We start from the raw sequence: 13905 nt of genomic DNA, 5'->3' as shown, positions 1-13905 counted from the left end.
ACATTTATTTCAAATGGTGAGCAGGAACTGTACAAGCAAATCATCGAACCGCTTGGATTTGAAGCGCGGGAGCGTAATGCAACATTTCAGCAAGCGTATGCCGAGATTATTAATTCATTCACTGCTGAGTTTATTTCTGATTTCTGTAACGAGCAAGGTGCAATTCATTGGGATAAGTTGATAGAGTTCAACTCATCGCAATTAACAATACGTGAACGGAAGAGAACATACCAAGCATAAATAGCGTTAAGCTCACTCCCTATCTTTGTCATTGCGAGCCGAGTGGAGGGGCAGAGCGGCGCGCTGTCCCTGCGCTCGGCTCTGGCGTTGCGAGCCGCGGGCGGCGAAGCAATCTCCTTCGAGCAAGGATGCATCCCACGCAGCCATTCCTCTCGCTCAGGCGGGGATTGCTGCGGGCGCTGGCGCACCCTCGCAATGACATCAAACTATTTACTTTGCCACCCGCCAGACCCGAATCTCGCTGAGGCCAACGTCAATCAACCACTGACTGTCAGGGCTAAACAAGAGAGCATGTAATCTTATCGGCGACCCGCTCAGTACCTTCACCCGCTGGCCATCAGCCAACCGGCGCAAGGCAATCGTTTGCCGCGGTGGCCCCGGCTCGAACAGCGAAAACGAGTCGGATGGCTCCTCACGGTTGGGAGTCGCTAGCCAGTTCCCGTCAGGACTGATCGCTACTGGCATACTTTTTAATCGACTCATCCATGTATCTAGCATAGGCCGTGCTTGCGTAAATCGTTGTTCATGCACAACTTGCCACGTGCGGGTATCAAAGGTGCGGACGAGGGTAAATTCACTGAGACTGAGCCGCGAACTGTCAGGGCTAACAGCAATGTGACTGCTCGGCCAGCTTTGGATTTTGCGGATAACGGCTTGCTGGGCAACATCTACGAACCAAACCCCTTCCGAATGTGTTGAGACAACTACATGCCCAGTGGGTGTAAACGCGAGCGCTTGAACAATTGAGATCGCTGGATCATCAAATCGAATTGTCCCAATCTGCGATTGGCGGCTCACATCCCAAAGCTGCACTTCCGGGCCGCGCGAGTGGTGCGATTCAGCTACCGCGAGGATGCTCCCGTCAGGCGAAAAACCGAGGTGTATTGGATACGTATGCTCACCGGGCGGCCAGCAGTCAAGTTGCCCGATCAATGAGCCGCTATCCGGGTCAAAGAGCTTGACCGTGCCGCGCACCGCGATAGCCAGCACCGAACCATCAGGACTAGACGCCACATAGCCACCGGCGGGCAGTTCACGGAGTGTTTGATAGTCGGGGAAGCTCACTATCATGGTCTGCCTGTCGTTCGCAATCGCCAACCGGCCATCGGGCAAAAAGGCGGCTGATCGGGCAACCACCTGCCAAACATACGCCGGCTGCTCTTCCCGCTCAAACCAGAACATCATTATCACCAACGCTAACCCGCCCAACCCAACCAGTGCTGCTATGGCACTGCCAGCTAAGATCAGTCGTCGTCTCATTATAGTGTATTCCTTATAGCTACGGGCATCCTCACAATACCATCCAAGTCCCTTCTCTCCTACCGGCTATGCCTGTATCTCGTTTTGCCCAACGTCCACCAACTACTACCCCTCAGGACTAACCATCAGGTGCCGCACCCGGTTTTGGCTGCCGCTTGAGAGATACACCCGCTGGCATCAGCCAACCGGCACAGCGCAATCGGCTGCCGTGGCGGATCTTGGTCAACGAAGAAGTCAGATCCCGACTCAGAATAAGTAACCGGCACGGCTAGCCATTGCCCATCAGGGCTGATCGCAACAAGCTTGCTTTCTATGAGGAAGGGCTTGGGTAAGGTCAACGGTTCGGTCACGGTTTGCGCATCTGATATAGGAAACGTTTGTTCGTGAACGATCTCCCACGTTGCTGTATCATAGGTTCGGATCGTACAGCCACCCACACTGAGCCGGGAACCGTCAGGGCTAAACGCAAGACTGCCCGCCGGCTCCGGCTGAATCTTGCGCACCACTGCTGACTGCTCCACGTCAATCAGCCAGCCCCCCTCTGGTAAGGTCGTAACGGCTATGTACCGGCCATAGGGTCTGAAGGCTCGTTGCCGCGCCACCGTGATGGCCGGATCGTCGCTGCGCACCGACCATAGTTGGCGCTGGTTCGCTCCATTCCAAAGCTGAACTTCGAGATCGTCGTCAGGGTGTGCTCTGGTTAAGGCCGAGGTGTGACCATCGGGCGAAAACACTAGCCACATCTCTGTCCACTCTTCAGGCGGCAACCAGCAAACAAGGTACGCGTACACTTTGCCGCTGGTCAAATCCCTGACAGCGCCACACTGCCCGACCGCTAATAATGAACTATCGGGACGCACGGCCAGATAGCCGCCGGTAGGCAAAGAGGTGAGCAGTTGGTGATCTGGAAAGCAGAGGGTGATGGTCTGATAACTGCTTGCTACCGCTAACCGACCACCGGGCGTAGAGACCGTCGAAAGATACCCACCGGACTCCCAGATGTGTGCCGGTGGTACCGCAGTTACCGTTGCCATTGTTTGGCGAGTATCGGCCTGCTCATCAGTGACTGATGATAGCAATTGCCAGAAGACGAAAAGCATCACAATGGCAAGACCGAAAAGGAGTGCCAGCCCGAGGGCGGCTAAACCAAACTGTAGTGATCGTTGCATCCGATCCCCAATCGCTTGATGCGCCAATCACCCAGCAGCTTAGGCGCGAAATGACCGTATACCTTTATTATGAACGCACGAGGACCCTCAACGCAATCACTTTGCGCACCGTTTTAGCGTCGTGTGAACACGAGAGCACGAACCATGCAGATACGATATGAGCAACTAGTGATAAGGTTTGATAACACGCTTGGCGTTTGCTAGGTGAATCGAGCAGTTTTGTGCGCTTCTTTGCACAATGTTTGTATTCGACAGTTCCACCCGTCTATGTCATGATTAAGGTGTACTGCGCCAAAGGCGGGCGCAGGGTGATAAGCGAGGTTAGCCATGAGCGCCAGTGTTACCGTTGGCCGCAACGGGATCGAACTTGACGGCCAACCCTTCTATCTCCTCTCTGGATGTATTCACTACTTCCGCTGGCCGCGCGCCGAATGGCGCCCGCTGCTCGAACAGGCGCGCTGGGCCGGTCTCAACACGATTGATACGGTCATTCCATGGAACCGCCACGAGCCGCAACCGGGCGTGTTCGATTTTAGCGACGAAGCCGATCTGGGTGCGTTCCTCGACCTCTGCCACGAGCTTGGTTTGAAAGCGATTGTGCGTCCCGGCCCGTACATCTGCGCCGAGTGGGAAAATGGCGGCTTGCCGGCATGGTTAACCGCTAACGGTGATTTGCGTCTCCGTACCAACGATCCGGCATTTCTCAGCGCAGTGCTGCGCTGGTTCGACACCCTGATGCCGATCCTCGTTCCACGCCAGCATACCCGTGGCGGCCCGATCATCCTCTGTCAGATTGAGAATGAGCACTGGGCGTCAGGGGTGTACGGCGCTGATGAGCACCAGTTAACGCTGGCCAGCGCTGCGCTCGAACGCGGCATCGAGGTGCCGCAGTATACGTGTATGGGAGCCACCCCCGGCTACTCAGAGTTTCGCAACGGCTGGAGCGGGATTGCCGAGAAGTTGGTGCAGACGCGCCAGATTTGGCCGGATAATCCTATGATCGTCTCTGAATTGTGGAGTGGTTGGTTTGATCATTGGGGTGGTCAGCGCCAAACGCGCAAGACGGCGGCCAAGCTCGATATGACGTTACATCAACTGACGGCAGTGGGATGCGCCGGCTTCAGCCATTGGATGTGGGCCGGCGGCACCAACTTCGGCTATTGGGGCGGGCGCACCGTCGGCGGCGATTTGATCCACATGACCACCAGTTACGATTATGACGCGCCGGTCGATGAATATGGCCGCTTGACTGCGAAGGCGCTAGTCGCTCGCCGCCATCATCTCTTTCTGAGCTGCTTCGGGGCGACGTTGTCGGCAGTGCTGGCCGATGCCATGCCCGGTGGGATGACAGTAATTCCGTCGGCGGCAATTGCTGGCCGAAGCGAGGGCGGCGTGCAGCCCTACCGCACAGTATCCGCCGGCCCAACCGCACCACCGGCGTGGCGTGAGTTCTGCGCTACGTTTCTCGTTAACCCCGGCCTTGAAGCAACGACCTACGAGGTGTTCTTGCCTTCGGGGGAGCATCTGAGCGTTGAAGTGGAACCAACCAGCATGCGCCCGATCTTTGCCAATCTGCCCCTCGGCGAGAGTGGGATCACCATCGTCGGCCATACCGGTCGCGTACTCGGTTATTGGCCCGATCAAGGGACGCTTGCGATCTATGGTCGCGAAGGTGAACAGGGCACGTTACTGTTGCGGCTGCCTTCGCCGCCGATTGGTATCCACGCCGATGATGCTGGCTTAGCAGCGCGGGTGGTGATGCGCGAGCAGGTCTTGCGGATCGATTACTGGATTACGGCTGAGGGTCGCCGGATCGAGGTGGCATGGGAAGATCATGCCCTCTTGATCGAGCTGTTGCCACAAGCACTGGCCGAACGCTACGGCAGCCAGCCTTTGCCGCTACCCGCCCAACCGCGCCGCACCATCCTCACCGCACGCGCGTTCGCGGTGGTAGAGGCGACTGACGACACCGGCTGGCAACCAATCGCTACGCCCGCACCGCTCGAACAGCTCGGTTGTCCCTACGGTTATGGCTGGTATCGCGCTGAGCTTGAGCTTAACGCGCCATTAAAGACGACGCTCGCAGCGCCAGCACTCCGCGACCGCGCGTTGGTACTGATCAATGGCGAATTCGCCGGCGTACTGGGTCTACACCCAACCGGCCCGCGCTACACGTTTGCCCTCGACCTGCCGGCTGGCCGCCACGATCTGCGCCTGTTAGTCGATAATCTGGGCCGGTTTAATTATGGTCTGAATCTGGGGGAACGGAAGGGTTTACTTGCCCCCTTGTATCTCGATGGTAATCAAGTAGACATCTCGACAGGCTGGTATGCCTATTGGCAAGAGGTGCAATTTGCCGGTGAAGCGGTTGCTAACATCAAGCCGTGGGCCGCGCGGCCCGATGCCGAGAACGTTCACCTGAGCCGGTTTGCGTGGACGGGGCCGATGGTCTGGCTGATCCGTCCGATCGAGGTGCAGGCCGGGCGACGCTACCGGGTGCATATCACCGGCGACCGCAACTCCGGCGCGTTCTTTGTCAATGGCGTCGCCGTCGAGCGGTTTAGCCGCCATCGTAGCGGCGGGTTGATTGAGGCTGACATCACTGATCTCCTACAGCCGGGGATCAACACCCTCGCCTTGCAGATTCTCAACTACGCTGGCGCGCCATGGCGGGCGACCCTGATTAGCTACGACGCCAACCAACCGTTACCGGCCCACTGGAGCTTCCGCGCCGGCGTGACCGTCAGCGATCAACCGGCCCCACCTGCCGGCCCAGCCTTTGTGCAAGCGGTCTTCGCCCGCGCCGATCTCCCGGCTACCATCAACCGCCTCGCATTGCGTCCCGGTACCCTCGATAAAGGCCAAATCTGGCTCAATGGTCAAAACTGCGGCCGTTTCTGGCAAATTGGGCCACAAGAAGAGTACAAACTGCCTATCTCGTGGCTGGCTGCGCACAACGAGCTACTGTTGTTCGTCGAGCAGAGCCGCAGCGGCGCGGTAGAGCTGGTATATGAATGATTGCGGTAGAGACGTTGCAATGCAACGTCTCTTACCCTGCCAACGCCGGCTCGCGCGCGAGCGCCACGCCGCTAATCAACTGCTCAGCCGCCGCAATTTGCTCGCTTTCACCAATCAGACCGACCAGATCGCCAGCCTGAAACACCGTACTCGATTTGGGATTCGCGATCAGTTGTTGGTTGCGGATTATTGCAATCACCGACGCACCGGTGCGGGCACGAATATTCGCTTCGGCGAGGGTTTGACCAACGATGGAACTGTGCTCGCCAACCATTCGCCACGCAATCTCGATCCCGCGTGCGGCCCGCACCATCTGATCGAGCGCCTGATGTTCGGCTGGCGTCGAGACTGTGAAATCGTACTCATCGCGCCGCACCGCGTCAGTATAACCTTGCACTTGGGTAGCCGGATACCCCAAGCAGAGCAACGTATGGCGCATCACCTCCAGCCCGCCTTCTAATTCGGGGTGGATCACATCGCGCGCGCCAAGGTTGATCAAGCGACCAACGCCTTTGGTGGTAGCAGCACGAGCGATAATGGGCAAATTAGGCGCAATTTTGCGTGCTGCCGCTACCACCAACTCGGTTGCCGTCTCATCAGGCAACGTGACCACGAGGGCCCGTGCGCGCTCTAGCCCAGCATGCATCAACACGTCTGAATTCGCCGCATCGCCGAAAAGCGTCGGTACACCGTTCGCGTTGAACTCGGCTGCTCGCCCCGAGTCGATCTCGATGACTAACCGTGGAATCCCCAGTCGCTCAAGTACGGTCACGATGTGTTGGCCGACGCGGCCATAGCCAACTACAACGACGTGACCTTCGTGCGGCAGAACGAGATCAGACGATGCCAACGGATGACGGTCGAACCAGTCCCAAAGTCGGGGGGAAATGCGCTGCATCATCTGCTCGATTGGCTTGATTAAGCGGAACATGAACGGATTTACCATAATTGAGAGCAGTGCGCCAGCCAAAATGAGCGAGTATTGCTCTTGATTGAGCAGGCCCAAGGCCATACCAGTGCTACCCAAGATAAACGAAAACTCGCCAATTTGGCTGAGGCCGGCAGCAACAACTAACATTGTGCGTCCGCTAGCCGGTAAAAGGAAACCAAGCAGTTGAGTAATCAACGCTTTGCCAAACACAATCAAGGCTGTCAATGCCAACACTTGACCGGCGTTTGCCCAAAGATAAAGCGGATTGACGATCATGCCGACCGAGACAAAAAAGATGACGGCAAAGGTTTCACGGAAAGGTAACACATCATCGCCGATCTGGTGACTAAACTGTGACTCGCTCAGCACCACACCAGCGAGAAACGCGCCGAGTGCGAGCGAAACATCGAAAAAGACCGCTGCTCCAAAGGCAGTACCCAATGCAATCGCTATTGCCGCCAGAATAAACAACTCACGTGAGCGAGTACCGGCGATAACGTCAAGCAATTTGGGCAAGAGCCGCCGTCCGGCAAACAGCATCACCACGACGAAGAGCACCGCTTTAAGCAGTGAAAAGGCACTGACAAGCAGCGATTGCTCACTCTGGCTGCCAAACATGATGGGGAGCAAGACTAGAATCAGAACAGTTGCTATGTCTTCTAATACTAGCCAGCCTACCGCGATCCGCCCAGCACTCGTGTTCAGCATGCCGTTATCCATAAGGCCACGCAGCAGCACAACAGTGCTTGCAATCGAGATTGACAAGCCGAGGAGCAAGCCCGAAACAACCGACCACTCCCACCATTGGCTGAGCAAAAAGCCAAGAGTGGTCGAGATTGACATTTGGAGAATAGCGCCGGGTAAGGCTACTTGACGCACGGCCCACAAATCCTTGAGTGAGAAGTGCAAACCAACCCCAAACATTAAAAAGATCACACCAATTTCGGCAAGTTGGCTAATATCCTCGACATCGCCGACAAAACCCGGTGTAAACGGGCCAATTGCCATGCCGGCTACGAGATACCCAACAATTGTCGGTAGACCGAGCTGCCGGGCTAGCACCCCGCCGATGAACGCTACTACCAGCGCGATCGCGAGATTTGCCAACAGTGAAATATCGTGATGCATAGCACAGCTCCGGTCATCAACAACGAAAGCAGCAAAACAGAGTACGGGTATGGGGAAAAGCTCTACGCAGCGTGGCGCAAATAAGACGCATTATGTATGATAAGGAATGAACCCTGATCTGTCAAAAACATCGACATTGGCCCTATGCCTACCTCCAACAGGGTACGCATGGGCAGGCACAAGATCGGTAGGGGCAGGCAATCGTAGGGGTCGGCACAAGGTCGGCACAAGGCCGACCCCCGCATGGCCGCCCCCTGCAATGGTCTAAAACATGCTATGATACATTACGAGTACGGGTTAAGGCCCACTGTTTGACCTTTGCGTATTCTCTAGAGGAGTGATGAGTACGCCTCAATGCGCTTTGTTACTTCCCCCATTATCTTTGTGTTTCCGAATGAATATGCGCACACCTCACTCTGTACCAACTATAGACAACTATGCTTGCTATCGTCATCGTCTCGTGGAACGTTAAAGATCTGCTCCGCCGCTGCCTCACCGCCGTCAAGGCCTCGCTAGCGGCTAGCGATCTCACTGCCGAGATTATTGTAGTTGACAACGATAGCCACGATGGCACGCCGGCAATGGTACGCAGCGAATTTCCCGATGTGCAAGTAATCGAAGCCGGCGCAAATCTCGGCTTTACCGCTGGCAATAATCTGGCCTTGCGCCGGTTATTGCAACGGCCTGATGGCGGCCCTGAGTTTGTCCTCTTGCTGAACCCCGATACCGAGCCGGTGGCCGATGCGATCCCGCAATTGGTCGCTTTTCTGCAATCTCATCCAGCCGCGATCGCGGTTGGCCCGCGCTTACTCTACAACGACGGTAGTCTCCAATCGTCGCGCCGCCGCTTCCCCACCCTGCTCACGATGGTCTGGGAGAGTACGCCGTGGGAACGCCTCTGGCCCCAAAACCCGTGGGTGCGCCACTATCACTGCGCTGACCGGCCAGATGATCGCGTGCAGCGAGTAGGTTGGCTGGTCGGCGCAGCATTGCTCGTGCGCACCGCCGCTATCCGCCAAGCTGGCTTGCTCGATGAGCGCTTCTTTATGTATAGTGAAGAGTTGGAATGGCAGTGGCGGTTACAATGGCGCCAGCCGGCTCCGCCACCGCCAACTCATGCTCGGCGCGAGAAGGTTGAAGTCGAGAGTCAGATCTGGTACCTACCCGAAGCAGTGGTGATCCATCACGAAGGGAAGAGTAGTGAACAAATGCCGGTAGCACGCCACTGCCACTTTCAGCAAAGCCGCTTACTGCTGGCGCGGATGTGGTACGGTTGGCCGTTAACACTGCTGCTGCGCCGACTGATCTGGCTGGGCTATCAGTATGAGCTGAGTATCGAGACGCTTAAGCTGGCACTTGGTCATCGGCCAGCATTGCGCCGACAGCGCATCGCAACGTATAAACAAGTATTGGCAGCATTACACGATTTTGATCCGGTTCATCCATTGCGGTAGCCACAAGCGTTTGCAATCCATCTTCCCGCTTATGCATCTACATACATTAAGTGATGGCTGGCACATTCGCCCACTTACCGAATTTTCCCAAGGCATTTACCCGCGTCATGATCAGGGCTGGCTGCCGGCAATTGTGCCGGCCCATTGGCAGCAATTGCCCGGTCTCGAAACGCACAGCGGCAAGGTGGTTTATCGCTGTCGCTTCGTGAACCCTTCCTCACCCGATCAGCTTCCCGACGAACGACGTTGGTTGCGGATCAACGGCGCATTCTATTACCGACACACGTACTTCAATGGGGTCGATCTTGGCGCGCACGAAGGCTATTTCGAGCCGACCGAGCACGAGGTGACGACGCTTTTAAAACCTCAGAATACTCTGATTATCGAACTTGACTGTCCCGACGAGCACAATAAAATCGGCAAGCGCATGATTACCGGCGTCTTTTCCCATTGGGATTGCTTCGATCCGCACGCCAATCCGGGTGGGATTTGGCTGCCGGTTGAGTTACACCGCAGCGGGCCGGTGCGGTTGCGCGCTGCCCGCCTGCGCACCGAGCATTGCGATGCCCGGCTGGCCCAGTTACGCTTTGCCCTTGATCTTGATGCCGCACAGGCTGTAGCAATTCGCAGCGAAATCATCTTTGCTCCGCTGACCTTTCACGGTGAAACGCAGGTCTTCACCGTGCAACGGCGATTGCGCGGCGGCGCGCAGACGGTGCAGGGCTTGCTGAAGCTGCGCGAGCCGCGGCGCTGGTGGACGCACGATCTTGGCCAGCCTGACCTCTATCAGGTCACGGTGCGGATATGGCTTGATGATACTCTCAGCGATGAGCAGTCGTTCGCTTATGGCGTGCGCACCTTCGAGCTGCGCGACTGGATTCCGCATCTGAACGGCGAGCGATTCCTTGCTAAAGGCAATAATTACCCTCCCGGCGATATGCGCATCGCGACCATGAATCGCGAACGGGCCGACCGCGATCTCGCCTTGGCCCGTGATTGCCATATGAATATGCTGCGTGTCCATGCCCATATCGACCATCCGGCCTTCTACGCCGCCGCCGACGCCGCCGGAATCTTGCTCTGGCAGGATTTTCCGCTCCAGTGGATCTATCGCCCTGAGGTGTTGCCGGCAGCTCGCCATCAGGCGCGAGCCATGGTACGCTTGCTCGGGAACCATCCCAGCATCGCGATCTGGTGCATGCACAACGAGGCGATTCATCTCGAAGACACTGCTGATGAGTCGTTGGGCGCCCGGCTGCGCACCTACCAGTCGGCGTTCATTTTCAGCTGGAACCGCGACGTGATGGATGTGCAGTTGAAGCAGATCGTCGAAGCAGAAGACCCAACTCGCCCTGTGATCCGTTCATCGGGTGAGCCAGATGTGCCCTACGTGCGCACTGGCACCGACGCTCATGCCTACTTTGGCTGGTACCGCACCTACGGCACGTTGGCGTTTGGCGAAACGGTGCGCGCCCGCTTCCCCAGCAATCTGCGCTTTGTGACCGAATTCGGCGCACAGAGTTTTCCCAACCTTGAAAGCAGTTTACGCTTCATGCCCGACCCGCTCGATGACGCATCCGTAGCCCGCCTCGTTGAACGGCACGGGTTGCAGGCTGACATTATGTCAGCGTGGTATCCGTGGCGGCAAGCCGCCTCACTGGCCGAAGTCATCGAGATGTCGCAGAACTATCAAGCTGAACTCAACCGCTTTTACGTCGATCGCTTGCGTTACCACAAATATCGTCCGACCGGCGGGATCATTGCGTTTCTCTTTGTCGATCCCTATCCAGCCGTCCTGTGGAGCGTGATCGATTATTGGCGAGTGCCCAAGCGTTCGTATTACGCTCTGCGCGATTGCTTTCGCCCCCAATATGCCTTTACTCTGATCGAACCGCGCGACTTCGTTATTGGCGAAGTGATTGATTTGCCAATCTACGCCGTCAACGATGCCCGCCAACCATTGGCAGGCGCGCAAGTCACTATTACGATGCGCGATCCCACTGACGCTGAATTGGCCACTGTCGTGCGCTACCTCGATCTGCCCGCCGACTCGCTCGCTATCGAGATCGATCACCTGCGCCTCACCCCCCTTCACCCCGGACGGTACACGATCGAGTTACGCTTGATCGGGGCCGGGCCGGAATGTACCAACCGCTACCATCTGAACGTCGTTGAAGTCAGGTCAGGACAGTGAGGCTATGCCCATCCGGGGAGGATGTGTACCCGCGTTCCTTTACCTCGTACACGCCTGTTTGTCATTGCAAGGGCGCGCAGCACCCGAAACCATCTCCCGCGCCCTTTGCAACCTCTACACGCCTGCGCGTTAAACCCATCTGCGGCTTTGCGCGCTTTGCGCCTGCGCGTTTAGAGCCTCACAATAACGCAATGCAGAACGGCTACTGATGGTACAATACAGCGGAGGAAACGAATTCGCCGATCGGCAAGGTTGCAAGAACGTATGCCCATCTCGTACCGCGAGCAGGCGCCATTGACGTGTCCGCATTGCGGCAATGATTTTAGCGCCGAGATTTGGTTGATTATCGACGCCGATGAGGAGCCGGAAACGGCAGCGGCGCTGCGCCGCGAAGAGGTCAACATCGTCACCTGCCCGCACTGCGGAGCGCGTGGGCCGGCAGGCGCACCGTTGCTGTATCACGATGCCCAAGCCCGCCGGGTGTTGTTTGCGCCCGCTCCCGGCGCGGCTGATCACGAGATTCGCGAGCAAGCCCGCGAGCTGCACGCCTTGCTGGTCGGTTCGATTGATATCGAGCAGCGGCGGCCCTATTTAGCCGATGTTGACATCGCCCAAGATATGAGCGGGTTGGCCCACCTGCTGCGCCGGCTCGATGCCCGTCGGCGTGGGCCAGCTTCGCCGCCATCACCACCTGCGCCGCTAAGCGACGAACCACCGCCGTTGCTAGCCGCAGTCGAAGCCCTCCTAGCCGCCGATACCGCTGCCGATCTCGAACAGGCACTGGCTAAGCATCCTGAACTGCTTGAACCAGCGACCATTGTGACCCTCACCCAATTGGCCGAAGTCGCCACCGCGCAAGGCGAAGCTGAGATTGCGCAGGGACTGCGCAATGCGCGCGATCTGCTGGCCGGAATGAGCCGTCATACCGCTTCCGAACGGCTCACTGCCATTCCGCCAGAAGCGTTGCAAGCCCTGTTGAATGCACACAGTGACGCCGAACTCGAACAGGCTATCGCGCGCTACCCGTTGCTGTTGCGACCCGAAATCGATGAGTTACTCGCGGTTGAAATAGAGACGGCGCTCGCCAGTGATACCGAGCGGCTAGCCCAACTGATCGAGGCACGCCGATCAATGCTGGCAACGTTCCGCGCTACGCTAGCCCCCGCCGCTGATTTAGAGACGGCTATCGAGGCGCTGTTAGTGGCCGATGACGAAGACGCGATAGCACACGTACTCGATCAATACCCGCTGCTGCTGAGCGAAACTGCCGAACAGGCATTGTGGGAATTTGCCGCCGAAGCGCGCGCCGGTGGTGATGAAGCATTGGCGCGCCACGCCATCGCTTGCCGAGAACTGCTGCGCCGGGTGCGCGCCGGTTTGGAAGAAGACCGTTCATAACCAACGGGAAAGTGTATGCTGAAACGAACTCCTTTCTACGACGCGCACCTCGCCATGGGCGCGCGCATGGTCGAATTTGGCGGCTGGGAAATGCCGGTACAATATCGCGGCATCATCGAAGAACACCATGCCGTGCGCAACCGGGCCGGGTTGTTCGATATCAGCCACATGGGCCGGTTTATGGTGCGCGGCCCCAATGCCGAAGCGTTCCTCCAACGCATGGTGACGTGTGATGTCAGCGCCATTCCGCTCGGCCACGCCAACTATGGTCTGCTCTGCCGGCCCAACGGTGGGATTGTTGATGATGTTTTTATCTACCATCTGCCCGATGAATTTATGGTGGTAGTTAACGCCGCTAATCGCGCGAAAGATTGGGATTGGTTCCAGCAGCATACCACCGGGTTTGAAGTTGAAATTGAAGATCGTTCTGAGCGCTGGGCAATGCTCGCGCTCCAAGGGCCACACGCCGAACACCTGCTCGCCACCGCAGAGGACTCAACCACGACTGAGATTGGCTCGCTCCCGTTTCACGGGGTGGCAATGACCACTATCTTCGGCCACAATGCCCTGATCGCTCGTACCGGCTACACCGGCGAAGACGGCTTCGAGATTTTTTTCGAGGCAGTGCATGCCGAACGATTCTGGTACGGTCTGCTGGCACTCGGTGGCAATGCGGTGCAAGCCTGCGGTCTCGGTGCGCGCGATAGTCTGCGCTTTGAGGCGTGTCTTGCCCTCTATGGCCATGAGATTGACGAAACGATTAACCCCTACGAAGCTCGCCTCGGTTGGGTGGTGAAGCTCGACAAAGGTGATTTTATCGGACGCGAAGCATTGCAGGCGATTAGGCAGGCCGGTGTCACCCGTCGTCTGGTCGGGTTCGAGATGGTCGGCAAGGGGATTGCCCGTGGTGGTTATCAAATCAGACGCATTACCGGCGAACCGGTAGGGTTTGTCACGAGTGGAATGCCTTCGCCAACCCTTGGCCGCCCGCTCGGTATGGCCTACGTACCCACCGATCTCAGCAGCGAAGGTAGTGAGTTTGATGTTATCGTGCGCGAGCGACCCGTTCGCGCGCGCGTCGTGAAGATGCCCTTCTATAAGCCGCGCTACAAG

8 protein-coding genes and 1 pseudogene are annotated in these 13905 nt (G+C 57.5%); 6 read left to right on the top strand and 3 right to left on the bottom strand.

Annotation, left to right across the window (positions count from 1 at the left end; translation table 11 throughout):
• Window positions 1–240 (top strand): annotated as a pseudogene (locus Q1A59_RS16925) (cytosolic protein); the annotation flags it as partial.
• A 210-nt stretch (window positions 241–450) separates the two neighbouring features.
• Here Q1A59_RS16925 and Q1A59_RS16920 read toward each other — a convergent pair.
• Both Q1A59_RS16920 and Q1A59_RS16915 read right to left on the bottom strand, forming a co-directional pair.
• Window positions 451–1500, bottom strand: a complete 1050-nt coding sequence (locus Q1A59_RS16920; RefSeq protein WP_299645281.1) for a WD40 repeat domain-containing protein — start codon at window positions 1498–1500, stop codon at window positions 451–453.
• A 125-nt stretch (window positions 1501–1625) separates the two neighbouring features.
• A complete protein-coding gene (locus Q1A59_RS16915) occupies window positions 1626–2669 on the bottom strand; it encodes a WD40 repeat domain-containing protein (protein ID WP_299645280.1) in 1044 nt (347 codons plus the stop codon).
• A gap of 327 nt (window positions 2670–2996) precedes the next feature.
• Between Q1A59_RS16915 and Q1A59_RS16910 the strand changes: the two genes are divergently transcribed.
• The gene (locus Q1A59_RS16910; protein ID WP_298406792.1) at window positions 2997–5687 is read left to right on the top strand and encodes a beta-galactosidase; all 2691 of its coding nucleotides are present in this window, start codon (window positions 2997–2999) and stop codon (window positions 5685–5687) included.
• 31 nt (window positions 5688–5718) lie between these two features.
• Here Q1A59_RS16910 and Q1A59_RS16905 read toward each other — a convergent pair whose 3' ends face one another.
• Window positions 5719–7746: a cation:proton antiporter gene (locus Q1A59_RS16905; RefSeq protein ID WP_299645279.1), complete on the bottom strand. Its 2028-nt coding sequence runs from the start codon at window positions 7744–7746 to the stop codon at window positions 5719–5721.
• A 437-nt stretch (window positions 7747–8183) separates the two neighbouring features.
• Here Q1A59_RS16905 and Q1A59_RS16900 point away from each other — a divergent pair, with 437 nt between their 5' ends.
• The 4 genes from Q1A59_RS16900 to gcvT form a co-directional block, all read left to right on the top strand.
• A complete protein-coding gene (locus tag Q1A59_RS16900; protein WP_298406787.1) occupies window positions 8184–9200 on the top strand; it encodes a glycosyltransferase family 2 protein in 1017 nt (338 codons plus the stop codon).
• A 31-nt stretch (window positions 9201–9231) separates the two neighbouring features.
• The gene (locus tag Q1A59_RS16895) at window positions 9232–11394 is read left to right on the top strand and encodes a glycoside hydrolase family 2 protein (RefSeq protein WP_299645278.1); all 2163 of its coding nucleotides are present in this window, start codon (window positions 9232–9234) and stop codon (window positions 11392–11394) included.
• Window positions 11395–11658: 264 nt separating this feature from the next.
• Window positions 11659–12792: a CpXC domain-containing protein gene (locus Q1A59_RS16890; RefSeq protein WP_298406781.1), complete on the top strand. Its 1134-nt coding sequence runs from the start codon at window positions 11659–11661 to the stop codon at window positions 12790–12792.
• 15 nt (window positions 12793–12807) lie between these two features.
• Window positions 12808–13905: glycine cleavage system aminomethyltransferase GcvT (gene gcvT, locus Q1A59_RS16885; protein ID WP_299645277.1), on the top strand; the 1098-nt coding region annotated here is incomplete at its 3' end.

The organism is uncultured Chloroflexus sp. (assembly GCF_937951745.1).
In the GTDB taxonomy this organism is placed as follows: Bacteria; Chloroflexota; Chloroflexia; order Chloroflexales; family Chloroflexaceae; genus Chloroflexus.
Note: the sequence above shows the minus strand (reverse complement) of the source record. Positions and strands in the feature narration are given on the sequence as shown.

Excerpts from the sequence above, each read along its gene's own strand:
- Q1A59_RS16920 (WP_299645281.1), bottom strand. The coding sequence starts at position 1,500 with ATGAGACGACGACTGATCTTAGCTGGCAGTGCCATAGCAGCACTGGTT.
- Q1A59_RS16905 (WP_299645279.1), bottom strand. The coding sequence starts at position 7,746 with ATGCATCACGATATTTCACTGTTGGCAAATCTCGCGATCGCGCTGGTA.
- Q1A59_RS16910 (WP_298406792.1), top strand. The coding sequence starts at position 2,997 with ATGAGCGCCAGTGTTACCGTTGGCCGCAACGGGATCGAACTTGACGGC.
- Q1A59_RS16900 (WP_298406787.1), top strand. The coding sequence starts at position 8,184 with ATGCTTGCTATCGTCATCGTCTCGTGGAACGTTAAAGATCTGCTCCGC.
- Q1A59_RS16895 (WP_299645278.1), top strand. The coding sequence starts at position 9,232 with ATGCATCTACATACATTAAGTGATGGCTGGCACATTCGCCCACTTACC.
- Q1A59_RS16890 (WP_298406781.1), top strand. The coding sequence starts at position 11,659 with ATGCCCATCTCGTACCGCGAGCAGGCGCCATTGACGTGTCCGCATTGC.
- Q1A59_RS16915 (WP_299645280.1), bottom strand. The coding sequence starts at position 2,669 with ATGCAACGATCACTACAGTTTGGTTTAGCCGCCCTCGGGCTGGCACTC.